The 27,000-nt window shown below is 40.9% G+C and carries 31 protein-coding genes and 1 tRNA gene; 26 read left to right on the top strand and 6 right to left on the bottom strand.

The genetic code is table 11. The features are described from left to right. Position 1: 1 nt before the first annotated feature. The gene (locus MKZ03_RS11150; RefSeq protein ID WP_034661316.1) at positions 2-547 is read left to right on the top strand and encodes a GNAT family N-acetyltransferase; all 546 of its coding nucleotides are present in this window, start codon (positions 2-4) and stop codon (positions 545-547) included. 54 nt (positions 548-601) lie between these two features. Here the strand turns inward: MKZ03_RS11150 and MKZ03_RS11145 are convergent, their stop codons facing one another. Continuing rightward, positions 602-1,372, bottom strand: a complete 771-nt coding sequence (locus MKZ03_RS11145) for a DUF1189 domain-containing protein (protein ID WP_034661315.1) — start codon at positions 1,370-1,372, stop codon at positions 602-604. A gap of 143 nt (positions 1,373-1,515) precedes the next feature. Here MKZ03_RS11145 and MKZ03_RS11140 point away from each other — a divergent pair, with 143 nt between their 5' ends. The 9 genes from MKZ03_RS11140 to pstB (MKZ03_RS11100) all read left to right on the top strand — a co-directional run bounded on the left by MKZ03_RS11140 (position 1,516) and on the right by pstB (MKZ03_RS11100) (position 11,119). Next, on the top strand, positions 1,516-2,001 hold the full coding sequence (locus MKZ03_RS11140; RefSeq protein ID WP_095285394.1) for a DUF456 domain-containing protein: 486 nt from the start codon (positions 1,516-1,518) through the stop codon (positions 1,999-2,001). A gap of 187 nt (positions 2,002-2,188) precedes the next feature. Next, positions 2,189-2,797: a superoxide dismutase SodA gene (sodA, locus tag MKZ03_RS11135; protein ID WP_007501264.1), complete on the top strand. Its 609-nt coding sequence runs from the start codon at positions 2,189-2,191 to the stop codon at positions 2,795-2,797. A gap of 122 nt (positions 2,798-2,919) precedes the next feature. Beyond that, the gene (locus MKZ03_RS11130) at positions 2,920-4,206 is read left to right on the top strand and encodes an MFS transporter (RefSeq protein ID WP_060596680.1); all 1,287 of its coding nucleotides are present in this window, start codon (positions 2,920-2,922) and stop codon (positions 4,204-4,206) included. A 122-nt stretch (positions 4,207-4,328) separates the two neighbouring features. Further along, positions 4,329-6,464, top strand: a complete 2,136-nt coding sequence (locus tag MKZ03_RS11125) for a peptidoglycan D,D-transpeptidase FtsI family protein (RefSeq protein WP_334749750.1) — start codon at positions 4,329-4,331, stop codon at positions 6,462-6,464. A 214-nt stretch (positions 6,465-6,678) separates the two neighbouring features. Continuing rightward, positions 6,679-7,596 carry a phosphate ABC transporter substrate-binding protein gene (locus MKZ03_RS11120; RefSeq protein ID WP_034661310.1) on the top strand — a complete coding sequence of 306 codons (918 nt, stop codon included), beginning with the start codon at positions 6,679-6,681 and terminating at the stop codon, positions 7,594-7,596. Between the two features lie 79 nt (positions 7,597-7,675). Continuing rightward, entirely contained in the window at positions 7,676-8,602 is a 927-nt protein-coding gene (gene pstC / locus MKZ03_RS11115) for a phosphate ABC transporter permease subunit PstC (RefSeq protein ID WP_003217329.1), read from the top strand. Beyond that, a complete protein-coding gene (pstA, locus tag MKZ03_RS11110) occupies positions 8,602-9,486 on the top strand; it encodes a phosphate ABC transporter permease PstA (RefSeq protein WP_034661309.1) in 885 nt (294 codons plus the stop codon). Before pstC ends, pstA begins: the two co-directional genes overlap by 1 nt. 23 nt (positions 9,487-9,509) lie before the next feature. After that, on the top strand, positions 9,510-10,322 hold the full coding sequence (pstB, locus tag MKZ03_RS11105) for a phosphate ABC transporter ATP-binding protein PstB (RefSeq protein WP_400558783.1): 813 nt from the start codon (positions 9,510-9,512) through the stop codon (positions 10,320-10,322). 14 nt (positions 10,323-10,336) lie between these two features. Next, the gene (pstB, locus tag MKZ03_RS11100; RefSeq protein WP_034661307.1) at positions 10,337-11,119 is read left to right on the top strand and encodes a phosphate ABC transporter ATP-binding protein PstB; all 783 of its coding nucleotides are present in this window, start codon (positions 10,337-10,339) and stop codon (positions 11,117-11,119) included. A gap of 43 nt (positions 11,120-11,162) precedes the next feature. Here pstB (MKZ03_RS11100) and MKZ03_RS11095 read toward each other — a convergent pair whose 3' ends face one another. Beyond that, the gene (locus MKZ03_RS11095) at positions 11,163-11,654 is read right to left on the bottom strand and encodes an endolytic transglycosylase MltG (RefSeq protein WP_334749748.1); all 492 of its coding nucleotides are present in this window, start codon (positions 11,652-11,654) and stop codon (positions 11,163-11,165) included. After that, positions 11,651-11,998: a hypothetical protein gene (locus tag MKZ03_RS11090; protein ID WP_003217285.1), complete on the bottom strand. Its 348-nt coding sequence runs from the start codon at positions 11,996-11,998 to the stop codon at positions 11,651-11,653. Before MKZ03_RS11090 ends, MKZ03_RS11095 begins: the two co-directional genes overlap by 4 nt. Positions 11,999-12,418: 420 nt before the next feature. On the opposite strand from MKZ03_RS11090, the gene rpmG reads away from it, so the two are divergent. The 11 genes from rpmG (at position 12,419) to MKZ03_RS11035 (ending at position 21,740) form a co-directional block, all read left to right on the top strand. Further along, the gene (gene rpmG, locus MKZ03_RS11085) at positions 12,419-12,568 is read left to right on the top strand and encodes a 50S ribosomal protein L33 (RefSeq protein ID WP_008360061.1); all 150 of its coding nucleotides are present in this window, start codon (positions 12,419-12,421) and stop codon (positions 12,566-12,568) included. A gap of 48 nt (positions 12,569-12,616) precedes the next feature. Next, a complete protein-coding gene (locus MKZ03_RS11080) occupies positions 12,617-13,177 on the top strand; it encodes a 5-formyltetrahydrofolate cyclo-ligase (protein ID WP_341031822.1) in 561 nt (186 codons plus the stop codon). A gap of 141 nt (positions 13,178-13,318) precedes the next feature. Further along, positions 13,319-13,489 (top strand): hypothetical protein, encoded by a 171-nt coding sequence (locus MKZ03_RS11075; protein ID WP_309415618.1) that lies wholly within the window; start codon positions 13,319-13,321, stop codon positions 13,487-13,489. A 64-nt stretch (positions 13,490-13,553) separates the two neighbouring features. After that, entirely contained in the window at positions 13,554-13,727 is a 174-nt protein-coding gene (locus MKZ03_RS11070; RefSeq protein WP_017367602.1) for a hypothetical protein, read from the top strand. Between the two features lie 87 nt (positions 13,728-13,814). Continuing rightward, positions 13,815-15,353: a rhomboid family intramembrane serine protease gene (locus tag MKZ03_RS11065; RefSeq protein WP_341031819.1), complete on the top strand. Its 1,539-nt coding sequence runs from the start codon at positions 13,815-13,817 to the stop codon at positions 15,351-15,353. A 70-nt stretch (positions 15,354-15,423) separates the two neighbouring features. Beyond that, positions 15,424-15,627 (top strand): YqgQ family protein, encoded by a 204-nt coding sequence (locus tag MKZ03_RS11060; protein WP_008342322.1) that lies wholly within the window; start codon positions 15,424-15,426, stop codon positions 15,625-15,627. A 13-nt stretch (positions 15,628-15,640) separates the two neighbouring features. Then, positions 15,641-16,594 (top strand): ROK family glucokinase, encoded by a 954-nt coding sequence (locus tag MKZ03_RS11055; protein ID WP_340973317.1) that lies wholly within the window; start codon positions 15,641-15,643, stop codon positions 16,592-16,594. Between the two features lie 214 nt (positions 16,595-16,808). Continuing rightward, positions 16,809-18,728 (top strand): LTA synthase family protein, encoded by a 1,920-nt coding sequence (locus MKZ03_RS11050; protein ID WP_341031816.1) that lies wholly within the window; start codon positions 16,809-16,811, stop codon positions 18,726-18,728. Between the two features lie 86 nt (positions 18,729-18,814). Then, positions 18,815-19,939: a M14 family metallopeptidase gene (locus MKZ03_RS11045; RefSeq protein ID WP_307499927.1), complete on the top strand. Its 1,125-nt coding sequence runs from the start codon at positions 18,815-18,817 to the stop codon at positions 19,937-19,939. Between the two features lie 155 nt (positions 19,940-20,094). Next, on the top strand, positions 20,095-21,348 hold the full coding sequence (locus MKZ03_RS11040) for an MFS transporter (RefSeq protein ID WP_080869494.1): 1,254 nt from the start codon (positions 20,095-20,097) through the stop codon (positions 21,346-21,348). A 77-nt stretch (positions 21,349-21,425) separates the two neighbouring features. After that, positions 21,426-21,740, top strand: a complete 315-nt coding sequence (locus tag MKZ03_RS11035) for an MTH1187 family thiamine-binding protein (RefSeq protein WP_034662003.1) — start codon at positions 21,426-21,428, stop codon at positions 21,738-21,740. Positions 21,741-21,763: 23 nt separating this feature from the next. On the opposite strand, the gene MKZ03_RS11030 is transcribed toward MKZ03_RS11035, so the two are convergent. Then, positions 21,764-21,937: a DUF2759 domain-containing protein gene (locus MKZ03_RS11030; RefSeq protein ID WP_003217333.1), complete on the bottom strand. Its 174-nt coding sequence runs from the start codon at positions 21,935-21,937 to the stop codon at positions 21,764-21,766. A 157-nt stretch (positions 21,938-22,094) separates the two neighbouring features. On the opposite strand from MKZ03_RS11030, the gene MKZ03_RS11025 reads away from it, so the two are divergent. Then, on the top strand, positions 22,095-22,733 hold the full coding sequence (locus MKZ03_RS11025) for an MBL fold metallo-hydrolase (protein ID WP_341031813.1): 639 nt from the start codon (positions 22,095-22,097) through the stop codon (positions 22,731-22,733). A gap of 48 nt (positions 22,734-22,781) precedes the next feature. Here MKZ03_RS11025 and MKZ03_RS11020 read toward each other — a convergent pair whose 3' ends face one another. Then, positions 22,782-23,024: a DUF2626 domain-containing protein gene (locus MKZ03_RS11020; RefSeq protein ID WP_003217440.1), complete on the bottom strand. Its 243-nt coding sequence runs from the start codon at positions 23,022-23,024 to the stop codon at positions 22,782-22,784. Between the two features lie 213 nt (positions 23,025-23,237). On the opposite strand from MKZ03_RS11020, the gene MKZ03_RS11015 reads away from it, so the two are divergent. Then, entirely contained in the window at positions 23,238-23,618 is a 381-nt protein-coding gene (locus MKZ03_RS11015; protein ID WP_034661298.1) for a Spx/MgsR family RNA polymerase-binding regulatory protein, read from the top strand. A 55-nt stretch (positions 23,619-23,673) separates the two neighbouring features. Here MKZ03_RS11015 and MKZ03_RS11010 read toward each other — a convergent pair. After that, a tRNA-Gln gene (locus tag MKZ03_RS11010) sits at positions 23,674-23,744 on the bottom strand. 98 nt (positions 23,745-23,842) lie between these two features. Between MKZ03_RS11010 and MKZ03_RS11005 the strand changes: the two genes are divergently transcribed. From MKZ03_RS11005 to comGB, 3 genes are all read left to right on the top strand, one after another. Next, positions 23,843-24,715 carry an STAS domain-containing protein gene (locus tag MKZ03_RS11005; RefSeq protein WP_341031810.1) on the top strand — a complete coding sequence of 291 codons (873 nt, stop codon included), beginning with the start codon at positions 23,843-23,845 and terminating at the stop codon, positions 24,713-24,715. Between the two features lie 177 nt (positions 24,716-24,892). Then, positions 24,893-25,963 (top strand): competence type IV pilus ATPase ComGA, encoded by a 1,071-nt coding sequence (comGA, locus tag MKZ03_RS11000; protein ID WP_106030998.1) that lies wholly within the window; start codon positions 24,893-24,895, stop codon positions 25,961-25,963. Next, a complete protein-coding gene (comGB, locus tag MKZ03_RS10995; protein WP_307499924.1) occupies positions 25,944-26,984 on the top strand; it encodes a competence type IV pilus assembly protein ComGB in 1,041 nt (346 codons plus the stop codon). Before comGA ends, comGB begins: the two co-directional genes overlap by 20 nt. The last annotated feature ends 16 nt before the right edge of the window (positions 26,985-27,000 follow it).

Raw genomic sequence — 27,000 nt, 5'->3', positions numbered from 1 at the left:
TATGAAGAAAATCAGTCAGCAGATATATGTGAGAGCGCTAACAGAAGAAGATGCACAGCCACTACTTACACTTGAGCTTGAGAATCGCTCCTATTTTCAGCAATTTACACCTTTGGTTAAAGACGATTTTTTCACGTTATCTCGTCAAATTGAACGAATTCAGCGCAGTGTGGAAAGGTGCGCAAAGGATGAAGCCTACATGCACGGTATTTTCTTAAATGAAACAGATGACTTAATTGGGACGATCTCATTAAGTTCTGTCGTTAGAGGCCCGGTAGAAGGAGCTTGGCTAGGGTATGTACTTGATGAAAAGCATGGCGGGAAAGGGTATATGACAGAAGCCATTCGTTTAATCATTGATTATGCCTTTGATGAACTGCACCTTCATCGTATTGAAGCTGGAGTAAAGCCGAGTAATATAGGTTCTATTCGTGTACTTGAAAAGACAGGTTTTGAAAATGAGGGATTGAATCGTAAAAAAGTAAAGATTAATGGTGTGTGGGAGGATCATTATTTGTTTGCGATCATTCATCCAGATGAATCATAGAGCATGAACATACATAAAAAGCTCCTCCAAGTTGGGGGAGCTTTCATTTACTCATTAACTTTTGACAAGTGGTTTATGTTTAGCGGGTATTTCCTTTACGACGAGATATAAGAAGATAAAGTTAATGATCCAATTTAATAAAAATGAGTTCGCAACAGGCGTGTTTAATGCACTCATGATAGCGAAAAAGACCGTTGTTAATGTGAGTGAATAAGCGGAGAGCTTCCATAGCATTTGGAAAGACAGCTCTTTTTGCTGCATGCGTTTAATAAATGTACCAAGCATCGCAAGGAATGTTGCGCTAATGAACATGAGAGCCGCAGTTGATAGATACAGCAGCACCCAGATAACTGGGATAATAATCGCTTGATTCTGATTTGTGACGCGGGCGAGTTCGTCTTTTGTCAGCGTTCCGCCAAGCAGCTGGTATGGGATATCTGTCATTTGTCCATCAATGGCAATCACTGCTTTTTCTTTTAATAATGCGATGGCCGTTTGCTTTGATTCAAGCTCACTTGCTTTTATTTTTTCAGCAGGATCAAAGATGATCGTAATGCCGTTTTCTTCTTTTTCTATCGGTGCACTTTGATCCGCTTGAAGCTTTCCTTTTTCGATTGAGAAATCAGGTAAATCTTTTTTGATCACATGCTGAAATCCTGACATCGCATTCGAGATCTCCTGACTCATATGATAACCCTGAGGAACTGCTGCGATGATCGAAAGGATAAAAATGAATAAAATCGCTTTGCCAATCCCTGTAAACCGTGCTTTAGCAATATCTTTTGGTGAATAAATGCCTTTTAACAATAGTTTAAATACGTTCAATCAATTCACTTCCTACATTCTTTTCTATTTCTCATATTGTATCAATGTCTATCTATCAAGTACAAGTATGGCCTTCATCGCTGGTTAAGATAGATGGAATGAGGCATAATGTATACAGCATATAAAAAGGAGGCGGCAGTGACTTGGACGTGCTGTATTGGATTCTGGTTATCTGTGCATTTATCATTGCGTTTGTTGGACTTGTGTATCCAATTATCCCTAGCGTGGTCTTTATGGTTCTCGGATTTATTCTATATGGTTTCTTTTTCAGCTTCGAGCCGCTTACACTGACGTTCTGGCTCATTCAAGCCGTGTTTACCGCGGTATTATTTGCGGCAGATTATGTCTCAAACCTCATTGGGGTCAAGCGTTTTGGCGGCAGCCGCGCAGCCATTTGGGGAAGCACCATTGGGTTATTAGTTGGTCCTTTTGTGATTCCCATTGCAGGAATTATCATTGGTCCATTTATCGGAAGTGTTATTGCAGAGCTCCTTGTTCATCAAAAAGATGTGAAGACGAGTGTGAAAGTAGGATTAGGCTCATTAATCGGATTTATATCAGGTGTATTTGCCAAAGGATTGATTCAAGCGCTGATGCTGGGCATCTTTTTATTTTATGTCCTTCGCTAAATAGAAAAAGGGAGTTTAAAACTTTTTCTAAAGGGCTAAATACAAAATAAACACTGAAATGTTTCAGATCATGAGCAATAACATTGAAACAAGCCAATTCTTTTGATACTCTTTGAGTAGGTTGAATTGCTTGCTTACGACCTAAGGAAGCATTTCAGTACATACATTTCTAAGGAGGAATTTAACCATGGCTTTTAAACTTCCAGAATTACCATATGCTTACGATGCATTAGAACCACATATCGACAAGGAAACAATGACGATTCACCACACAAAACACCACAACACATACGTAACAAACTTAAACAAAGCAATCGAAGGTGTATCAGCTCTTGAAGATCAATCAATCGAAGAGCTAGTGGCTAACCTAAACTCTGTGCCTGAAAACATTCGTACAGCTGTACGTAACAATGGCGGAGGACATGCTAACCACTCATTATTCTGGACGCTTCTTTCACCAAACGGTGGCGGCGCACCAACTGGTGAACTTGCAGATGCAATCGAAAAAGAATTAGGCGGATTTGAAAAATTCAAATCTGATTTCGCTGCAGCAGCTGCAGGACGCTTTGGTTCTGGTTGGGCATGGCTTGTTGTGAACAATGGCAAACTTGAAATCACAAGCACGCCAAACCAAGATTCTCCTTTAACTGAAGGAAAAACACCAATTCTAGGACTTGACGTTTGGGAGCATGCTTACTACCTAAACTACCAAAACCGTCGTCCTGATTACATTTCAGCTTTCTGGAATGTTGTGAACTGGGATGAAGTGGCTCGCCTTTACAGCGAAGCTAAATAAATCATTCGATTTGAAAAGACCTGCTCTTTAGAGAAGCAGGTCTTTTTATATTTTCCCTCCTTTTTTTACATATCTGTCTTTTGATGAGACAGACTATTGTGTAGAAAAGGAGAATGAAATATATGAGCAGATTAAAGAAAATGTTCGGGGACATGGATGTTACAAGAGATTTAATGCTCCTCCTCACGATTGGCGGATTATATGCACTTGCCATTGCGCTTTCAAATACGTTTGTAAACGTGTATTTATGGAAACAGTCTGGGAAATTCACGGATCTTGCAATTTACAATCTGGCTATTGTTGTGCTTCAGCCCATTACATTTTTATTCGCAGGCCGGCTCGCTAAAAAAATAGACCGGGCGTTTGTCCTTCGTTTCGGCGTTATCTTTTTAGCCGCTTTTTACTTAATTGTCTTAATGGCAGGAGAGCAAGCGGCCGCGCGGCTTGTTTTATTAGGGAGTGTCCTTGGGATCGGCTATGGTTTTTACTGGCTTGCTTTTAACGTACTTACCTTTGAGATCACTGAGCCTGAAACAAGAGATTTCTTTAATGGGTTTCTCGGAGTGCTGTCATCTACTGCTGGCATGATCGGTCCTCTCATTGCGGGGATTGTCATTTCTCAATTAACGGATGATACAGGCTATACGGTGATTTTCACGTTATCGCTTTTTTTGTTTTCACTAGCGGTTGTGATGAGCTTTTTCCTCAAGAGAAGGCAGTCAAAAGGGAAATTTATCATCAAGCAAATATGGAAAGAACGCCATGCCGACGAGAATTGGCGTAAGATTACAACAGCTCACTTTTTTCAAGGGCTTCGTGAAGGGGTATTTGTCTTCTTAATCAGTGTCTTTGTGTTTATTGCAACAAACAGTGAGCTTGCTCTCGGGACGTTTGGTTTAGTGAACTCCGGTGTTGCTTTTTTCGCTTATTTCTTCGCTACACGTTTGATTAAGAAAAAATGGCGAAAGAAGGCCATTATGCTTGGCGGGCTGATTTTATACGGCGCCTTGTTCTTAATCGTCTTTCACTTGTCCTATGTATCACTTCTCATGTATGCGGTAGCCATTGCGATAGGATACCCGCTTCTGCTTGTTCCATATGTATCCTTAACATACGATGTCATCGGTCATGCAAGGTATGCAAGGAAAGCCCGAATTGAATATATTGTGGTCAGGGAGCTGTTTTTAAATGCTGGCCGTATTTGTTCCATTGTGTTGTTTCTTCTATCTGTCACCTTACTGGGTGATGAGCTTGGGATTCCTGCATCTCTTGTTGTGCTTGGAGCGGGACACACACTCATTTATTATTTTGTAAAAGATATTCATTTAAAAGAAAAAACAGCTGATATGAAAGAGACTGACGGTCAAAAGCCAGTTTCTCACACGAACCTTATTAAGGGAGAAAGGTAAAATTTCTTACCAATGGAACATCAAATTTCTAGATAAATAATAGAAAAACCGCTAAAATGATGATGGCACCTTTTATACACAAAAAGGGGTGCCATTTCTTTCTTGATAGAAAAGGTGATGTGATGAGAAACAAGAAAAACAAAAAAGACGCAAAGGAAGGGCGCAAAACACTTCCACTCCGGCTGAATTTACTATTTTTAGCTGCGTTTATTATTTTTACCGGTGTTGTTGTGAGACTCGGATTTGTACAAATTGTCAATGGAGAAGATTATAAAAAGCAGGCAGAAAAACAAGAAGATGTGAATGTCAGCTCATCTGCTCCGCGCGGAAAAATTTACGATCGAAACTATAATACGATTGTCAGCAATAAAGCGCTAAATGCCATTACATATACGAGAACCTCGACAACTTCACAAGAAGAGCGGCTCAAAGTGGCAACAAAATTAGCGGATATGATTCATGTGAGTACGAAAAAAATCACAGATCGTGACAAAAAAGATTTCTGGATCTTAACGCATCCGAATGAAGCGAAAAAGCTTGTTCAAAAGGAATCGGAATTAAAGGGTGACGATAAGGTCTCTGATGATAAACTATATGAGCTTCAACTAAAACGCATCACGGACAAGGAATTAAATCAACTGACGAAAAAAGACTTGCAAGTGCTTGCGATTAAAAGACAAATGGATGCAGGCTATGCACTTACGCCTCAGTTCATTAAAAATGAAGATGTGAAGCCAAGCGAAATTGCTTACGTCTCTGAGCATTTGGACGAGCTGCCAGGTGTGGATGTCACAACAGACTGGTCACGCAGCTATCCGTATAAAGGACTGCTCCGCAGTATGCTCGGCAGTGTGTCCTCAAGTGATGAAGGACTTCCGCAGTCACTTCTTGAACATTATTTATCGCTCGGCTACAGCCGAAATGATCGTGTAGGAAAAAGCTATCTAGAATATCAATATGAAGATGTCCTGCAAGGCCAAAAGGAAAAAGAACAGAGCACAACCGATAAAGAGGGCAATGTGACAAGCTCTAAAGTGCTAACAGAAGGAAAGAGCGGGAAAGACCTTGTGCTCACCATTGATATTCAGCTGCAAAAAGCGGTTGAAAAAATCGTTGAAAAGAATTTGAGAAGTGCGAAACAAAGAGGCGGAACAGAGCTTCTTGATCGCGCGTTTGTTGTCATGATGGACCCGAGAAATGGAGAGGTTCTCTCAGTTGCGGGGAAACAGATTTCAAATAAAAACGGAAAATATAAATTTGATGACTACGCATTAGGAACGATGACATCATCCTATGCGATGGGCTCAGCTGTCAAAGGGGCAACTGTACTGACGGGATATAAAACAGGCGCGCTGCACATTGGAAGTACCCAGTATGATGAACCGCTGTATATCGCGCAGTCACCGCCAAAGAAATCCTATCAAAATATGGGACTTGTTAATGATTTAACGGCACTCGAGCGTTCATCAAACGTGTATATGTTCAAAACAGCGATCGCCATTGGGAAAGGGGAGTATCGTAAGAACCAGCCGCTCCCAATCGATACGAAAGCATTTGATACGTTCCGCTATAATTTCAGTAAATTTGGTCTTGGGGTCAAAACAGGGATTGACCTGCCAAACGAAGCAACGGGCTATCGGGGAACATCTACACAATCTGGTCTCCTGCTTGACTATTCAATTGGACAGTATGATACGTTTACACCGCTGCAAATGGCGCAATACGTTTCAACAGTTGCCAATGGCGGATATCGTTTACGTCCGCAGCTTGTCAAAGAAGTGAGAGAGCCAGATCCGCAGCGCGGCATTGGTGCTGTGACAGAATCCGTCAAACCAGACGTATTGAATAAGCTAGACATGACAAGTGAAGAGATCAAGCGTGTTCAGCAAGGCTTCAAGCTTGTTATGCAGAATCCAAGAGGGACAGCCTATTCGAACTTTGGTAACAAAAAATACAACCCAGCTGGCAAAACAGGGACCGCTCAATCATTCTATGACGGCCCAATTAAAAGTAAACGCGGCACACCGACGTATAACACCACACTTGTTGCGTATGCGCCTGCTGATAATCCAGAGGTGGCCATTTCCGTCGTTGTACCGTGGGTGTATCAAGACTACAACCAGCGCTATCCAATTACAAATGATATCGGTGAACAAGTATTAGACAAGTACTTTGAGCTGAAATCAAAACAGGAAAGCAATGATACACAAGCGAAGAACAAAAATAAAATTGAAAATGAAGCAGAAACAAATGACTAGACCTTTTCTAGGTAAAAACGCTCACTTTTTGTGGGCGTTTTTTTACGTTTTCTTCAAATTTTTCGAGATAAATTGACAAAATGCATAAAAAACATCGCAAGATCTCTACAAAACTTCGACATTTACAAAACCTTAACATTCCATTTAAACGAAATTAATAAAGAACCTTTAATGTATTACTCGTAGGACAAATTATTCAGGGGGTATTCTTGAAATGAAAAAGAACAAATTATGGCTGCTTACTTTCCTTACTATCGCATTGTTAGCATTCGTCACAGCATGCGGAAACAGCAGCTCAAGCGGAGATTCAAAAGACAGTAAAGGAAATGCTTCAAACAAAGATGAGGCATCAGGTTCCATTACCATCTCAGGATCATCTGCGATGCAGCCTTTAGTTCTTGCGGCAGCAGAAAAATTCATGGATAAACATCCAAAAGCCGATATTCAAGTGCAAGCCGGCGGTTCAGGAACAGGACTTTCTCAAGTGTCAGAAGGATCTGTACAAATTGGTAACTCAGATGTATTCGCAGAAGAGAAAGACGGAATCGACGCAAAAGCTTTAACAGACCACAAAGTAGCAGTTGTTGGAATGGCCGCAGCTGTAAACCCTGAAGTGGGTGTCAAAGACATCACAAAGGACGAATTGAAAAAAATCTTCACTGGTAAAATCAAAAACTGGAAAGAGCTTGGCGGGAAAGACCAAAAAATCACTCTTGTGAACAGACCTGACTCTTCAGGAACTCGTGCAACATTTGTGAAGTATGCACTTGATGGTGCAACACCTGCAGAAGGAATCACAGAAGATTCTTCAAACACAGTGAAAAAACTGATTGCTGAAACACCAGGTGCGATTGGATACCTAGCATTCTCTTATTTAACAGATGACAAAATTACACCGCTTAGCATTGATGGTGTGAAACCGGAAGAAAGCAATGTAGAAAGCGGTAAATATACAATTTGGGCTTACGAGCATTCTTATACAAAAGGTGAGCCGGATGGTCTAGCAAAACAATTCTTAGATTACCTCATGAGTGATGAAGTACAAAAAGAAATCGTCAAAGACCAAGGCTACATCTCAGTTTCTAATATGAAAGTAGAAAGAGACGCAACAGGCAAACAAACAGATAAGTAAGAGGTCTTGAATTGCTGATGAAGGAAAAGTGGAGCTTTTCACTTTTCCTTTTATGACATTCATAGGAGTGTAGAAAAAGATGAAGCAGATAGAACATACAGAAGCGAGCGATCGACTGATCAGCTCGAAGAAAAATAGGCAAATGGATGAAGTAAGAGGAAGTATTTTGGTGAGATTTTGCGCATTCTTAATGATTGCTGTATCAATCGCCATTACCATCTTCCTTGGCATTAAGGGTTTACAATCTTTCATCGTAAATGGTGTAAGCCCAATTGAGTTCTTAACCAGTATCAATTGGAACCCAACAGCAGAAAACCCGCAGTACGGTGCATTTCCGTTTATCTTTGGATCAATCGCCGTCACGCTCCTATCGGCACTCATTGCAGCGCCGCTAGGCATCGCAGGCGCCATCTTTATGACAGAAATTGCACCTGCTTGGGGACGTAAAATCCTCCAGCCAGTCATTGAATTGCTTGTAGGGATTCCATCCGTTGTTTACGGATTCATAGGTCTTACAGTATTGGTGCCGTTTATCGGACATTTCAAGTCAAGCGGCTCAGGACATAGCGTGCTAGCAGGAACGATTGTCCTGTCTATTATGATCCTGCCAACCGTTACATCCATTGCGACTGATGCAATGGGTTCACTACCAAAAAGTTTACGTGAGGGATCGTACGCATTAGGCGCAACAAGATGGCAAACGATTAGACGTGTGCTTGTCCCGGCAGCTCTGCCAACATTAATGACAGCGGTCGTGCTCGGCATGGCTAGAGCATTTGGAGAAGCCCTTGCTGTACAGATGGTCATTGGAAACACGCGTAATTTACCAGAGAGCATTATGGATACAGCTGGTACATTAACAACCATTATTACGTTAAACATGGGTCACACAACGTATGGAAGTGTTGAAAACAATACACTTTGGTCAATGGGACTTGTCCTTCTAGTTGTATCATTTATGTTCATACTTATTATTAGATACTTGTCGTCTAGGAGGAAGATTTAATGAATAGCAAAATGACCGATCGTTTTGCCACGTTTGTTTTTGGATTATGTGCTGCCATTATTACGGCGATCCTCGTTGGTTTGTTTTCTTATATCATTTTCAATGGTGCAAAAGAATTAAACTTTGACTTTTTGACCACTCGCTCAAGTGCGATTGGCTCTGGCGGCGGCATCAGGGATCAGCTGTTTAACTCGTTTTATATTTTGTTTATTACGATGCTGATCACAGTCCCGCTTGGCGTCGGCGGGGGAGTGTATATGGCAGAGTATGCACCTCAAAACAAAGTCACAGATTTTATTCGTACATGTATTGAAGTGCTGTCTTCACTTCCGTCTATCGTCATTGGGATGTTTGGTTTACTCATGTTTGTGAATTTAACAGGCTGGGGCTATACGATCATTGGAGGAGCTCTTGCGCTCACTGTGTTTAACCTGCCGGTGATGGTCAGGGTGACAGAAGATGCGCTGCGCTCTGTACCGAAGGATCAAAAGGAAGCATCACTTGCGCTTGGTGTAACGAAGTGGCACACAGTCAAAACGGTCCTTATTCCAGGTGCGCTTCCGTCTATAATCACTGGTGCGATTTTAGCATCAGGAAGAGTCTTTGGTGAGGCGGCTGCCCTTCTTTTTACAGCAGGTCTCTCCACACCGCGCCTTGATTTCACAAACTGGAGTCCTTTTTCTGATACGTCACCGCTGAATGTGTTTAGACCGGCAGAAACATTAGCCGTTCATATATGGAACGTCAATACACAAGGAATCATTCCAGATGCAGAAGCCATTGCAAATGGTGCATCAGCTGTACTTGTGCTTTCAGTCTTATTGTTCAATTTAGCAGCTAGATGGCTTGGTTCATTTATTCATAAAAAGCTTACGTCAAAATAATGTGAGAGAGGTGTGAAGGGGATATGGTTCAAATGCTAGCAGAAAAAAAAGAGATTGCAGCGAAAAAGGCTCCATTTCAAGCGGAACAGATTTTACAAGTGCAGGATTTAAGCATTTATTATGGTGAAAAAAGAGCGGTCAATCACATTTCATTCGAGATTGAGAAGAATGCAATCACCGCATTAATCGGTCCATCCGGCTGCGGGAAGTCTACCTTTTTACGCAGTATTAACCGCATGAACGACTTAATTCCAGGTGCGAGAAGTGAAGGGGCGATCATGTACGAAGGGTTAAATATTTTGGATGACCGCATTAATGTGGTGAATTTAAGAAGAGAAATCGGCATGGTCTTCCAAAAGCCAAATCCATTTCCTAAATCGATCTACAATAACATCACCCATGCGTTAAAGTATGCCGGGGAAAAAAGAAAATCTGTGCTTGATGATGCGGTTGAGGAAAGCTTAACAAAGGCGGCGCTATGGGATGAGGTCAAAGATCGTTTGCACAGATCTGCTTTGTCATTGTCAGGCGGTCAGCAGCAGCGCCTTTGTATTGCACGTACACTTGCGATGAAACCTAGTGTCTTGCTATTAGATGAACCAGCTTCTGCTCTAGACCCTATCTCAAATGCGAAAATTGAAGAGCTATTAGGCGAATTGAAAAATGATTATTCAATCGTCATTGTGACACACAACATGCAGCAAGCGCTCCGTGTATCTGATCGTACGGCCTTTTTCTTAAATGGAGATCTAGTAGAATATGATGCCACAGAACGTATCTTTACACGTCCTGCGCAGCAAAAAACAGAAGACTATATCAATGGTCGATTTGGATAAGGCGGGTGGATTTGATGAATGCAGTAGCAACTGAAACAGCAAAAAAAGAAGTGTTTCGTGTGAATGATATGAACCTTTGGTATGGACAGCATCATGCATTGAAGCATATTGACTTAGCGATTAGAGAGCATGAAGTCACAGCGATTATCGGCCCATCCGGCTGCGGAAAGTCAACGTTTATTAAAACGTTAAATCTTATGGTCAAAACAGTGCCAGGTGTGAAAATCACTGGGGATATGATGTATAAAGATGACAACATTTTAAAAGGCCGTGTCGATTTAGTGGAGCTGCGTAAAAATGTCGGTATGGTGTTTCAAAAAGGGAATCCATTCCCTCAGTCAATTTTTGATAATGTCGTATACGGACCAAGAATTCACGGAGTTAAGAGCAAGCAGCAATTGAAAGAAATCGCTGAAAAAGCGCTTCGAGATGTTGCCCTATGGGATGAAGTGAAAGATCGATTAAGTGCTCCCGCTCTAGGCCTTTCTGGCGGTCAGCAGCAGCGTCTTTGTATCGCAAGAGCCATTGCCACAAGCCCAGACATCTTATTAATGGATGAACCAACATCAGCGCTTGATCCTGTCTCAACATTAAAGATTGAAGAATTGATTATGAAATTGAAAGAGAAATATACAATTGCCATTGTGACGCATAACATGCAGCAAGCGGCTAGGGTATCAGACCGAACGGCATTCTTCTTAATGGGGGAGCTTGTTGAGGTTAATGATACGAATGTGATGTTTTCTGAGCCAAACGATCAAAGAACGAATGATTATATATCTGGTCGATTTGGATAATAAAAACCCCCTGGAGGTCAGTGCCGCCAGGGGGTTTTTATTGTTATTTTGTTAAGGCTTTGACGATTTGTTTGAACGTCATCCCTGTTTTTAAATTGAACTTGCCTGCACGAATTTCTTTATGGTAGCCGGCGTCAATCACGTAATCATTAAAATCTTTAGACGAGTTGATGATGCCGTCCTTTTCCAGTATGTCTGAAACATCACTTGTACTCATACCGTTTTTAATCACGAATTTGATCGATTTGCCTTTAGGCTTTTGTTTATCACTCTTAGAATCGCCGTCTTCATTTGCCTTCAGCGCTTTTTCTTTATAGTCAAGAAGCTGCTGGTACGTTTCACGGCTGACAGTGACTTCTTTTTTGGAGTCTAAATAGTTTTTCACGTCAGTGTCTGTTACTTTCTGTGCGAGGGTTTCTTTTGTTGTTGTATCAGCTGCTGCCTCGTCTTTCCCAGTGAGAAAAAAGACAATCGCAAGAACCCCAGTTGCAAGAATCATACCTGCTGCAAACGTTTGGATGCTTTTTTTCGTCATACAAGCACCCTCTCGTTGTCTTTAATGATCATGTTGACATCTTCTACAGATACATGCTCAGCGCGCGCAATGGCCTCAGGAGACATGCCATTTTGGTGCTTTGAAATGATCTGTCTTGCGATGGATGGATCAATTTCTGAATGCTTGCGAACGACGATGTTTGTTTCAAGTAATTCTTCTTCAAGCACTTTCATTTTCTTTTTCAGTTTATAGATTTCTTGCATTGCAGATAGTTGAAGTGTTTCAAGTTCCTGCTCGACTTCTTTAATCGGCTCTCTTTGAAAATATGAGAATGCGATCAGTACAATACTGACAACAAGCAATCCGATAATTGCAATTTCCATGTTTCATCACCTTTTATTCATATTTTAATGCTGAAAGCCATAAAAGGCTTTCAAGATTGTTTCAGACAGTTTTCGACCCTTCTTTTTTATACCATAAAAAAGCTAGTTTCAAAAGGAATTGCTGAAGAAAATCACCTTTTTTTCATCTTTTTTCTTTTTATATGTAAAACGAGTATGAAAACCTTGCTCGCTGTCAAAATAAAAGAGAGCGGCGGGGAGAAGAGGGGGTCTCATGTATACAGTACGACAAAGGATAAGGTTTTATAGGGGAGCAGACGATTTTTCATGACATAACCATGCGATATGTAAGTGAATGCACTCAAAATGAAATTGGTGAAAAAACATTCTAGCATTCCTAAGCTAGAAGTGGTATTATAGTTAGGTCTGAATGTGAATTGATTTTAGTTTGGAGGGAAAAATATGCGCGTAAATATTACTCTAGCTTGCACTGAATGCGGTGAGCGTAACTATATTACTAAAAAGAATAAGCGAAACAATCCAGATCGCGTTGAATTCAAAAAGTATTGCTCACGTGATAAAAAACAAACTTTACATCGTGAAACAAAGTAAGCAGCAGGGAATTTTCCTGCTGTTTTTTTATGATGGGAGATGATCTGTATGAAAAAGGAGCTTCGCCTTCAAACATTAGCCAAGCTGGATCAGATAAGCGCTGAAGAGTTTGAGCGCAGCACCGCTTTACTTCATGAGCACTTATTGCAGCTGCCGGCATGGAAACAGGCGAAAACGATCGCTTTGACAATGTCTAGAGGAAAAGAGATACCGACAATGCCTCTGATTGAAAAAGCGTGGGAAGAAGGAAAAACAGTATGTATACCCACCTGTTTTCCGGAAACAAAAGAGATGATGTTTTATGAATATACACCCGAAACAAAGATGACATCCAGCTACTTTGGGCTATTGGAGCCAGACCCACGGGCGTCGGCAGCTGTACATAAAGAAGCCATTGATTTAATCATTGTGCCTGGGGTATGCTTCGATCAAAAAGGCTACCGGATTGGATTTGGTGGCGGCTATTATGACCGCTACTTAGCTGACTACCACGGCGTAACCATTGCCCTTTGTCTGTCTTTACAGCAAATCGAGCATGTGCCGGCTGAAGCACACGACATACCGGTGTCTATGATTGTCAGTGAAAAAGGTATATTATATCAAAAGTAAAAGTCCGCTGATTGTCCAAAGAGCGGGCTTTTTGTGTTGAGATCGTTTCATCAGAGTTGCAGTAACGGTAGGGTGAAACGCAATATGATTTCACATTGATTAAAAACCAGCATGTAATGGCATTTTGCTAGGAGGTCCGTTTTGAAAAAATTTCGTGGAAAGAAAAGATACTTCCGTAATATGTGGGAGGAAGTGAATAATGACGTTTCTTATGATCAATCAGAGTGTGAAGAGGTCTATTATATTCAATCAAAAGAACAAGGGATTAGATTGCGAAGGGCGGCTAATGAAAGAAACCATTGTAAGCGATAAAAATGATCGTTCATGCATAAACAAATCCTATTTAAGCCACGATACGAACATAGGAGGGAATATGATGAATAAAATGATTTGGAGCATTGTGTTCACATTGTTTGCATTCGTTCTCGTGCAAAATCGTTATCGGCTGATGAATTTGATCTTAGGTCAAAATCAAGTGCGTCACTTTTTTATTAAGTGGCTGATGAAAATCCCATATTTTCGGACGAAATTTATTCGCCAAGCATTCTAATCCCGCAGAAGCCGGGATTTTTTTTGTTCAGAAATGCGGATAAGAACGATTCTTGTTATAATAATGTAAAAAATGGAGCGCGAATGAATGAATGTCATAGATAGTCTATTTTGGCGAGTTGTTGATGAATTAAGACAAAAAGGGTACGAGATGATTCAAAGTCCGTATCCAGAAGATGAAATATTTTTTGAAGCACCACGAAACTCAGGGTATGATCTCATCCGTCTATATAGAAAAGATGTGAATTTTAGACAGGAGATCGTTCGAGATATCGAAGAGCAGACGTATCGGATGAATCAGCTGAGAGAGGCGATGCGTAAACGGTCTCTTCATCTCTTGCAGCTCCAATTTACAGCTGACAATCCTGTAGATGATTGGGAAGACTTAAACGGTCAGCCGCAAAAAAAACAAAAGGTGACGGTTACACCTGTATTACTGAATGAAGACACTCTTCAACACGACGTAAACGAGCTGCAAAAATGGCTGAACACCTCGCTGACAGTGGATGTAGAAGAGGCGAAGAGAGACACAGCTGAAGATGTCATGCGGCTTAAAGTGAACGTACTTCAAGCATTTGATGATCAGGAAAAGCAGCGTGAACGAGAACGGGCCGTTTTTCAAAATGGCAGACCGATTTTCACCTACTTGCTCATCGCTGTTCAAGTGGTGATGTTTCTTTTGCTTGAACTATCTGGCGGAAGTACCAATACGGCAACTTTAACAGCGTTTGGTGCTAAAAATAATGGGCTGATCTTAGATGGAGAATGGTGGCGCCTGATTACACCAATGTTTTTGCACATTGGCTTGACGCACTTACTCTTTAATACATTTGCTCTTTGGTCTGTCGGAGCGGCTGTTGAGAGAATTTATGGCTCATGGAGATTTTTGCTCATCTATTTCATTTCCGGCATTTTTGGCTCCATTGCGAGCTTTGTCTTTAATACGGCCATCGCAGCCGGTGCATCAGGTGCGATCTTTGGCTGCTTAGGTGCGCTATTATATTTAGCAATTTCTAACCGCAAGCTATTCTTTCGAACGATGGGGACAAATATTATTGTGATCATCCTTATCAATTTAGGGATAGGCTTCACCGTATCAGGTATTGATAACGCAGGGCACCTTGGCGGTCTGGTTGGCGGTTTTTTAGCCGCTTTAGCTGTCCGGCTCCCTAAACAGGTGCAGCCTGTCAAAATGTTTGTTGCTAGTGCTGTTCTGCTGTTGATTGGCGGTTTTGGACTGTATACAGGGTTTCATTCAGACGATCAAAAGGAAGCGGCGGCAGTAAGTGAGGCAGCAAGTCTATTTGATGAGAAGAACTATAACGAAGCAAGTAAACGATTAGAGGAATATGTACACCAAAAGGATGCATCAGCTGATGCTCTCCATATATATGCACTATCGGAAGCGCAGCTCGGCCACCTTGACAAAGCGATTGAATTTTTACAAAAGTCGCTTAAAAAAGATCCTGATGATCCAAATAAACTGTATCATTTATCGTTGTTGTACGTAGAAAAAGGAGAGACAGCGAAAGCGGAGGATCTAATCGAGAAAGGGTTAGACCAAGATCCAAAAAATGATCAATTTTTAAAACTGAAACAATATATTGAAAGCACGCAAACACATTGAATGACTTGACTGAAAGCGCATTTATGAATACGCTTATCCTATCTGTTGATGAGAAGAAATGGTGGAAATAATGAAAACGTTATATGATGTACAGCAGCTGCTCATGAGATTTGGAAATTATGTGTATTTCGGAGATCGTGAAGTGGAATTAGAATTTATGGCAGATGAACTGAAGGAAATGTATACATCGGGCATTATTGACCGGACCGAATGGTCAAACGCAATGACTATTCTTCAAATGGAACTAGCCAAATTAAATCGAAAAACAATGTGAAGGTGGAGGGCATATGACAGGGGATTGGTTTGTAGGAGTTGATCTTGGCGGTACGACAATTAAGCTTGCGTTCATTAATCTATATGGTGAAATTCAGCATAAGTGGGAGATTCCTACGGATAAATCAGGGCAGACGATCACAGTCGATATTGCCAAATCAATTGACCACAAACTGGTCGAAATCAGTATGCCAAAATCAGCGCTTATTGGGATTGGAATGGGTGCACCTGGGCCTGTAGATAAAGTATCTGGGATTGTCTATAAAACAACGAATCTCGGCTGGACAAACTATCCACTCAAAGATCACCTGGAGGCAGAGACAGGACTTCCATCTGTCATAGAAAATGATGCGAATATTGCTGCACTCGGTGAAATGTGGAAGGGTGCAGGAGATGGCGCAAAAAATATCCTGATGGTCACACTTGGCACGGGTGTTGGCGGCGGTATTATTGTAAATGGTGAAGTTGTTCAAGGTGAGACAGGGGCTGGCGGAGAAATTGGCCATATTTGTGCCGTTCCATTCCAAGGAGCACCGTGCAACTGCGGAAGAACAGGCTGTATTGAAACCATTGCATCTGCGACTGGCATCGTTCGGCTTGCAAAGGATAAATTAGAAAGGGAGCAGCATACATCTTCACTTGGCACGCTCACTTCGCTGTCTGCAAAGGATGTGTTTAGGGCCGCTGAATGTGGAGATGATCTTGCCATGCGTGTCGTAGAAGAAGTGACGACTCATCTTGGACTTGTCTTAGCGAATCTTGCCAGTGCGTTAAACCCAACAAAAATCGTGATTGGCGGCGGTGTTTCAAAAGCAGGGGAGCTTCTTCGCAGTAAAGTAGAGCACGTTGTTAAACATCACGCATTTCCGCCTTGCGCTGATGATGTCGAAGTCGTGATTGCTTCACTCGGAAACGATGCAGGAGTCATCGGTGGTGCATGGATGGCAAAAAACAAATGGCTGTCTTAAACAAAAAAGTCATCATGATGTCATTTTTATTAAAAAAAGCGATAGATGGGCATGAAATGAAATGTTTAGCATATTCATAAGTTTGTCATGAGGAAAAAGACATTGATTTTCCAGCACATACAGGATAAGATATAGTTTAGTTATTTTTGAAGAAGCACCAATAATTAGGGTATTCCCTAACTTGAGTGCATGCTTAGAGCATAAGGAGGTTACAATGCGAAAGAAAAGATTAAAGGCGATTTCATTTTTACTGATTGCGACATTGTTAATGTGGGTCAAAACCTATGTTATCTATAAATCTAGCTTTAATATTAAAATAGAAAATTTCATGCAGGAGTTTATCCTGTTTATTAATCCGCTTAGCTTTCTCTTGTTTATCTTCGGTATCGGTTTATTTATGAAAGAAAAAAATCGCAATCGATATATCATCGTGATGAGCTTTATCCTGACATTCATTTTGTTAGCTAACATTGTGTTTTATCGATTCTATAGTGACTTTCTAACCATCCCCGTCCTATTTCAAACAAACAATATGGGTGACCTCGGGTCAAGTATTACCTCTTTAATTGAACCAGTCGATTTTCTGATGTTCGTTGATATTATGATTTTAATGTGGCTCTATAAAAAGCAGCCTTCCTTTAGAACGGATGTCACCATTTCACGAAAAGAACGAGCAGCTTATTATTTATTTGTGGCAGCCACTTTCTTCTTTAACCTTGGTTTGGCTGAAACAGAAAGACCAGAACTGCTCACTCGCTCATTTGACCGTGAGATGCTGGTGAAAAATATTAGCTTATATAATTTCCATATTTATGATGGAGTGTTGCAATCGAAGCAGTCTGCTCAACGAGCCCTTGCCGACAGCAATAGCTTAACGGAAATTGAAAACTATGTAAGCGCAAATCAAACCGACCGTAATGAAAAAACGTTTGGTCAAGCGAAAGGGCGAAATGTCATTCTTGTCTCCCTAGAGTCTACTCAGAGCTTTGTGGTCAATGAAAAATTAAATGGGAAAGAAATTACCCCATTTTTAAACAAACTAATCAAGAAAAGCTACAACTTTACTAATTTCTATCATCAAACAGGTCAAGGGAAAACATCGGACTCAGAGTTTATTGTTGATAACTCTCTCTATCCACTTGGAAGAGGGGCTGTGTTCTTCACAAACCCAAGCAATGAGTATACAGCCACACCTGAGTTGTTAGAGGATGAGGGGTATCACTCTTCTGTTATTCATGCGAATAACAAAAGTTTCTGGAATCGTGACCTGATCTACGATAGCTTTGGCTACGATAAGTTTTTTGATATTAAATCATTTGATGTGAATGAAGAGAACTCAGTTGGCTGGGGCTTGAAAGATGGTCCGTTCTTTGAACAGTCAGCGGAATTGATGAAATCGATCCCGCAGCCTTTCTATACGAGATTGATTACATTAACGAATCACTTTCCATTTGATCTAGATGAAGAAGATAAGCTCATTGATGAATATGATTCTAAGAGCAAAACGTTAAACAAGTTCTTTCCTACAGTGCGTTATCAAGATGAGGCGCTGAAGATTTTCTTTGAAAAGATGAAGGAAACAGGTTTGTACGAAAATTCCATCTTTGTTTTATATGGGGATCACTATGGAATTTCAGAAAACCATAACGAAGCAATGGGACAATTTTTAAATAAAGAGATTACGCCATTTGAAGAAGTGCAGCTTCAAAAAGTCCCGTTTGTTGTACACATTCCAGGGATCACAGATCAACATCCAAAAGAAATTGACACGGTAGGCGGTCAAGTCGATATCCGTCCAACTATACTCAATCTTTTAGGAATTGATACAAGTAAACAGATTCAATTTGGTCATGATCTTTTATCAAAAGATAAGAATGACTTTACCGTGCTTCGTGATGGCAGCTTTATTACGAAGGACAGTGTTTTCACAGATGGAGTTTGCTACAATAAAGAAACGGGTGAGCCAAGAGAAGATGAGACCGTTTGTCAGTCTTATGAAGAGAAGGCAAAGCAAGAGCTCCAATTCTCTGATCAAATCATCTACGGTGATCTCCTTAGATTTTATGACCGGAACAGCCCGGACCATTCTCCATCCAAAAAAGAAGATGAAACGAAGCTGAAAAAGGCGTCCTAACATATGAGAAAACCTCTGCTATTTTTAGATGCAGAGGTTTTCTTTTTTTGTCTGCCGGCTCATATAGTATGAGAGGAGGGATGTAAATGAAGACAACGTCATTTGGGAAAATTGAATGGCAGCTGGATGAAGCGGGAAAGGATAATGTGGCAAAGCAGTTAGGGATAGGGAATGCGGCTTTTCATTTATCCAATCAAACAAGCACTGATCACCTTCTTTTACCGGGATATAGACTTCCGGAAGGCATCCATTCATTTTCTTCCATAGGTGAGCTGCAGAAATTTATTGCGCCTTACAGGCTGCAGCAATCCGATGATTGGATCAATGGAACCTTTGAATATGATAGTGCTCAATTAGAAGAAGAGCTGAGCCGCTTGAAAGCCGCATTTCCTTTTCTTCAAATCAGCATAATAGGTCATTCAGTGCTTGATACACCTATTTATGAAATCCGAACAGAGCCTGTTCAGCATTTACATTCTATTCATTTGAATGCCTCTTTTCATGCAAATGAATGGATCACGACGTCTGTTTTAATAAAATGGCTGAAATCGCTGTGTTTAGCCGCATCTGACCCGGTGCAAGCAAGACATCATGAAGCCGTTCATATTCTGCGAACCACAGCTCTCTCCATTGTGCCAATGGTGAATCCAGATGGCGTAGACCTCGTACGGAATGGACCTGAGTCGCTAGGTCTCAGAAGTGAAGAATTCACACCGCTACATGGTAGATATGCTGATTATCAGGAGTGGAAAGCAAATATTCGAGGGGTGGATTTGAACAATCAATTTCCAGCTTATTGGGAGATCGAATACTACCGTCATCAGCCTAAGGCACCGTCCAATCGGGGTTTTCCAGGGCGCGAGCCGCTAACAGAACCAGAAGCGAAAGCGATGGCAAATCTAGCGTTACGAAAACGCTTTGACCGGCTGATCGCTCTCCATACACAAGGAGAAGAGATATACTGGGGCTTTCTTGGCCACGAACCTGCCATCTCAAAAGAAACGGTCAAACGATTCGAGCAAGTAAGCGGCTATAAACCGGTACAATATCTTGACAGCTATGCAGGCTATCGCGATTGGTTTATTTATCAATTTCACAATGAGGGCTATACAGTCGAGCTTGGATTAGGGAAAAATCCTCTTTCCATGAATCAATTTGATTCCATCTATGAGAAAACAAAGTGGCTGTTATGGGAAGCATGTAAGTGTTAAAAAGCACCTGTCAGGTGCTTTTTACATTTGAATATGAAGCAATTTCTTATTGTCAATAAAAATAATGTTAGAGCAATTGACGAAGGCCGCCTTGTGAGCTATTGTGAAAAGTACGGATGTAAAAAAAAGGATATGTTTTAGGGAGATGTCGATCATTGAGTGCTCAAAGCCTGTGGAAAAGGAATTTCACTTACTTATTTATTTCTAAAATGTGCAAAATAACAGCTGATAGTTTATCTTTCAACACCATCTTGTGGCTTTTAGTACTAGGCGGGAAAGGGGCAATTGGAACAGCTTTTTTTATTGCGGTCAGCTTTGTTCCGCAAGCCATTGTTGGGCCGCTGATTACCCCAATGATGAAGCCGCATCAATTGAAATTTTGGATGTGTTTTGCTGATTTAACAAGAGGAGCGATAATCCTTGTGATCGTGGTCAGTTACTTTTATGATTTCACGCCATTAGCACTTGTGATTGGCTGTATGCTGCTTCATTCGGCGACTGGCGGCTCCTACGAACCGGCGTCCGTATCAATTATTCCAAAGCTTGTCCATGAGGACCTCATACAAAAAGCGAATGCAACCATCCAATCAGCAAGTCATGTGGTCAGGCTTGTGACGGTAACGATTTGTGGTGTCATGATTGCATTTGTAGGGGTAGGATATACAATGCTTGTGATCATTCCTCTTTATCTCTTGTCCGCTTTATTGGTATTAATCATTACATATGAAACAGAAGTCATCATCGATAAAGCCAAAAAAGGGTTATCATACGGCAAAAGATTAATTCGGGGATTTTCACTTGTTAAAAGGCATCATATTTTGTTTCCATTGGCGATTTTTTGTGTCTGTTCAAACTTCGCTGCAGCACCATGGGAAGCATTGTCTGTTATTTATTTAACAGAGGATTTACATAGTGGACCAGTTATCTATTCATTTATTAAAGTCACAACGGCACTAGGTGCCTTCTTGATGGGGTTTGTTTTGACAAAGGTAAAAGTGAACCGGTATGGGCTGCTGTTTATAGGTGCCGGGATCGTTGATGGAATCTCGTTCTTCATCACAGGCATGAACGCATTTTTACCACTTGTGTTTATATCAGCCTTTGCTTTAGGGGCTGCCATTAGTGCAGTCAACGTGCCTGAACATACAATGATTCAATTGTCAGTAAAAGCAGAGGATCAGCCGCAAGTGTATGCGATTATCAACATGATCTCCTTCTTCATGATTCCGTTAGGCGCTCTCATTGGCGGCTATATGGCGACACTATTTGGGTCTGGGTATGTCATTGCGGCTGGCGGCATCATTGAAGCTGTGTCAGGGATATGCCTGCTTCTATTCACAAAGATTGGGAAGGTAGAGAGGGCGGATTTGACGATAGAACGAGACAAACCTTCTTTAAATGCAACGTGAGCATGGCATGATTGATTGTGAATAGGTTACAATGAGGACGAGAAAACATGAGGATTCAATGGAAAGGGGCAAGAAACATGGCCATAGCAGATGTGACCATCATTCCAATAGGTACTGAAACACCAAGTGTCAGTGCTTATGTAGCAGATGTACAAAGAATTTTAGAAGGCTTTCAAAAAGAAGGGAAAATTAATTATCAATTAACACCAATGAATACGTTAATTGAAGGTGAATTATCTGTTTTATTTGAAGTCATTCAGCGCATTCATGAAGCACCTTTTGAAAAGGGATTGCACCGCGTAGCCACCAATATCCGCATTGATGACAGGCGGGATCAAACCACAACGCTTACAAGTAAAATAGAAAGCGTGAATAAGCACTTGAATCAATAAAAAAAGCCTGCTATTGCAGGCTTTTAATGTGCGGTTGGATAACCGCTATAGATGATGGTCATGACAGTAAACCATCCAAAAACCAAAAATGTCGCGCCAGCAAAAGCGATGGCAAGTACGTTCACTTTTTTAAGTGAGCGATAGATCCCGAGTGCAGCTAAAATCGTGACTAGACCAAAAATAATGACGAGCATCATGTGAAAGTCCCCCTTTGTCATCAATCCCCTTGATTTCCTTTCTTTTCATTTTAACCGTTTTCATAAAGCTTGTCGAGTAGATTCCAGTTGACGATTGTTTGAATTTTTATTGTGTAGCCTTCATAATAAAAAAGAATGAATAAAGTAGGTGATGAAAATGAATTGGAGAAGAATGCCACTAGGCTATGTACAAGCGAATGCGTATATTTGGAAAAATGAGCACGGAGAATGCTTAATCTTTGATCCAGGCGGTGAAGCACAAAAGCTGATTTCCTATATAAAAGAAAAACAGCTCACACCGCTTGCTGTCTTACTGACACATGCTCATTTTGATCATATCGGTGCGGCAGATGAGGTGCGTGCAGAGTGGGGAGTGCCACTCTATGCACACGAGAATGAAAAGGAATGGCTGACGAACGCTGAATTAAACGGTTCAGCTCGATTGATTGGGAATGGAATTACGGTCAAAGAAGCAGAAAAATTAATTACGTCAGAAGGAACTCTTCAAATTGGATCGTTTACATTAGAGATGTTCCATACACCTGGGCATTCACCAGGCAGTGTGTCTTACTATTCAGCGGAAGAAGGATTTGTGATTTCTGGTGACACGTTATTCGAAGGCGGCATCGGGAGAACAGATTTAGTAGGGGGCAGTCAAGAAGTGCTGCTTCAATCGATTCATAACAAATTGTTGTCATTACCAGAATCAACTCTTGTTTTAAGTGGACATGGCGGTGAAACCACTGTACTCACAGAGCAGGAGCAAAATCCGTTTATCAATGGTTTTTCTCTTTAAACACAGGTATGAAAAAAGCATCTCTTTTTAAAGAGACGCTTTTTTCAATTAATGTCCGGTACCGGGAACCATGATGAAGATCGAATAATATGTAAATCCGGCAAAGAAAATCGTCAAGTACGCTCCGAAAATGTAAATATACATTCTTTCGGATAAATTCAAGTAGGATAAAAATACAAAAAGAACGGTTTGACCGAAGAACAGCAACGATGCATCTTTCATATGCCCTAAATAGAACATGACAGCAAAAATACCCGTCCAAAAGCCAAGCACGCGGAACATGCGATTCATTTCTTTCCCTCCCCTTAAAAAAACCCCTTTGATTCATATTATAGCTGATCACCACTTGTTATGTAAACATTTACATTTTTGACAACGTGTGAACATTTATTTTACAAGTAGAAAAAATTTTTTTGAAAAAGTGATCAAAACGTGTTTATGCCGAAATACATGAGGGTACTTACTCCATAAGAGAAAAGGTTAACGACCTAAGGAGGAAGACTAATGAGTGACATTACTTTTTATTCATACCCGAGCTGCACGTCTTGCCGCAAAACAAAACATTGGCTAAAGGCGAATCAAATTGATTTTAAAGAGCGTCACCTTTTCAGAGAAACGCCAACCCTAGATGAATTAAAAAAGATTCTTTCCTTAACAACAGAAGGAATGGATGAAATTTTAGCCACACGAAGCCAGGCTTTTAAAAGCTTAAATTTAAATATTAATGATTTAAAAGTAAACGAGGTTCTTCAGCTTCTCATTGAAAAACCAAAACTGCTCCGGAGACCAATTATCCTTGATGGAAACAAATTGGTAGTAGGCTATAATCCCGGGGAACTCATGAAAATATCAAAAAAGAAAGCGATTCATCAATCGGTTTCCTAATAAAAAACGAAGATCAGCTGAAACATTCTTCAGCCGTCTTCGTTTTTGTGCTGAACTGGGCTAGCTGGGTTCGAACCAACGATCACGGAGTCAAAGTCCATTGCCTTACCACTTGGCTATAGCCCAATATCAAACGTGTAATGATATTGTTCACCATCTGCGGTCATTTATACATAAAAGTTGTATGTCACTAGTTTTAAGTGAAAAAGGAGCGGAAGAAGTAAATGAAAAATGAAAAATCTAAGCAATTATATGAATTTATCCTAAAAGAAGCCCCTATCATGACCGAAGAATGGCTGAAAACAAGAACAGAAGAAGGCTCATTATATTCCAAACATGCTTCAGAGGAAACGGAAATGAAGCTGAAGGAACAGAACACAGCGTTTATTCAAACCATTGCAGCAACGCTTGTGACGCTGTCAGACAAAGTAGAAAATCATTTAAAAAAATGGTCTGTTGATATTGCACGTGATCGAGCCGTTCATGAGGTGCCTTTATATGAAATCATTGGACAATTTAAGATATTCCGTCAGATTTTCTGTTCGAGAATCGAGAAATTCATACTAGAAACCGAGCTTGAAGTGACGCTCCAAGATGTGTGCGGGTGGAATCAGCATTTTCATTCCACGTTTGATAATATGATCGAGCGTTTATCAGAAGAATACGACCGTGTGACACTGAGTCAGCTAAATGCACAAAGAGAGATGATTCAGGAACTGAGTGCTCCTGTTATTCCAGTTTCAAAGGAAATTGGGATTTTGCCGCTCATCGGAGAGATTGATACGTACCGGGCCAAAATTATTCTAGAATCCGTACTAGAACAGGCTTCAAGACTGCGTCTAACGCATTTGTTTATTGATATATCAGGCGTACCGGTCGTTGATACGATGGTTGCTTATCAGCTCTTTAAAGTGGTGGATAGTGCGAAGCTTCTAGGAATCGAGACGATTATTTCAGGCATCCGCCCAGAAATTGCTCAAACCGTCGTGAAATTGGGCATTGATTTCTCAAAAGTAAATACTGAACACAGCCTTGCAAAAGCTTTAGAAAAAAGAGGATTTCGTATTTTTGAAGAACAGCCGCAAGAAGCAACATGACCAAAAAACCTGCACTTGTAAAAGTCAGGTTTTTTTATATGCTCTTTTTTAAAAAACCACGTTTTCCATCGCAAGCTGATGATTTTTTCGCATGATTAGTCGTTAAAATGATAAAATGCTCTTTTGTCAGACAGGTTCCTCCAACTTACAATATGGTCAGAGAAGGGAGTGAACCATTTGTATGGTATTGAATATTTGGGACAAGAGCTGCTAGAAGAAGCATGCCGCATGAGAGCATCTGATGTGCATATTGTTCCAAAAGAAAAGGAAGCGTCGGTATCTTTCCGCGTAGACTCAGATTTAATTCAGCAGCGAACCATTGATAAAAAAAGCGGCGAGCGGCTCATTGCTCATTTTAAATTTTTATCATCCATGGATATCGGGGAAAAAAGGAGGCCGCAAAATGGGTCACTAGCTGTGATGCTAAGAAGCGGCCAGGTGTTTATTCGGATGTCTACCTTACCAACTGTAAATGATGAGAGCTTAGTGATTAGAATATTGCCGCAGGATCATGTTCCAAAAATAAAACATCTGTCACTATTTCCGAAAGCCTCCATCAGGTTATTATCATTTTTGAATCATTCGCATGGGCTGATTTTATTTACCGGTCCAACAAATTCAGGGAAAACAACAACCCTTTATTCATTAATCCAGTTTGCAAAAAAGAATTTCAACCGAAATATTATTACACTTGAAGATCCTGTGGAAACAAGAAATGAAGAAGTGTTACAGGTTCAAGTGAATGAAAAAGCCGGCATCACATATGCCGCAGGATTACGTGCTATTTTAAGACATGATCCAGATCTGATTGTGCTAGGAGAAATAAGAGATGCCGAAACGGCCCGAACGGCAATTAGAGCAGCACTGACAGGCCATTTAGTGATGAGTACGCTCCATGCGAAAAATGCAAAAGGAGCCCTTTATCGTATGCTTGAATTTGGTGTCACAATGAATGAACTCGAACAAACGATGGTTGCGATTGCTGCGCAGCGATTAATCGAGCTCACCTGTCCTTTTTGCGGAGAAACATGTCAGCTTTACTGTAAATTAAATCGACCGGTCAGACGAACAAATGTATTTGAACTGCTGTTCGGAAAGGAGCTCGGTGAGTGTATCAAGGAGGCTAAAGGAGAATATGCTCACTCGTCATATGAAACACTGCAAAGATTAATTCGTAAAGGAGTGGCACTAGGCTATTTATCGAAAAACACCTATCATCGCTGGGTTTATGAAGAAGCAAGCCTCTAAAGCATGGTCGAAAAAGGACCAAGCGGAATGTCTATCAAAACTTGCTCAATTGATTCAGGCTGGATATACAGTGATTGAGGCATTAACGATGGTGAATATCCAGTTGTCGAATGAGCAGCAGCAGCAATTAACACCGGGCATTCAGTGGCTGCTTGAAGGGGAGCCTTTTTATGTGGTGCTGGAGAGACTCCAATTTCAGCGGGAAGTCATTGCCATATTAAGTTTCTCCGAAAAGCATGGCAGTCTAGCACAAGCACTTGAACAAAGCGCGCGGTTTTTAGAGAAAAAAATCAAACAGGTAGACACGTTTAAACGCATGTTACGTTACCCGATCTTCCTCATCTTTACGGTTTTGGTCGTGCTCATACTCGTTCAGCAAATGATCATTCCTCAATTTTCTCTCTTGTACTCCTCGATGGATACCCGAATGTCATGGCTGATTCAAGGTATGTTTGGACTTTTTCAATTGCTGCATGTTTCTCTCCTCCTCATCGGCTGTGTGTGTATCTGTTTGACCGGATACTATGCTGTCTTTTTTAGGAAAAAGTCCACCCTTGAGAAGCTGAGGGTGATAAGCAGGTTTCCTTTTTTATATAAAGGAATGCGGCTGATGCATACGTACCTTTTCTCTCTTCAGTTAAGCGGACTGCTTCAAGCTGGATTATCGATGTACGAGAGCTTGCTAGCTTTTAAACAGCAAAGCTACTTACCCTTTCTTCAAGAAATATCAGAACAGATGATTGAAGAGCTAAGAAAAGGAGAAAGCATGGCATATCAAGTAAGCTCGTCTCCTTTTTTCGAGAAACATTTTGCAGCCGTCATCGAGCATGGTGAAGCGAGCGGGATGCTTGCAAGAGAAATGTACACGTACAGCCAATTTCTATTAGAGAATGCAGAGCTGAAAATTGAAAAATGGATTTCGTGGCTGCAGCCGGTTATCTATGGTGTGACAGCACTTCTTATACTCATTGTGTATCTATCTATTCTTTTACCAATGTATCAACTCATGGAGCAAGTGTAAGAAGGAGGACAAAGAC

The sequence above is a fragment of the Bacillus sp. FSL R5-0431 genome (assembly GCF_038002985.1).
In the GTDB taxonomy this organism is placed as follows: Bacteria; Bacillota; Bacilli; order Bacillales; family Bacillaceae; genus Bacillus.
Note: the sequence above shows the minus strand (reverse complement) of the source record. Positions and strands in the feature narration are given on the sequence as shown.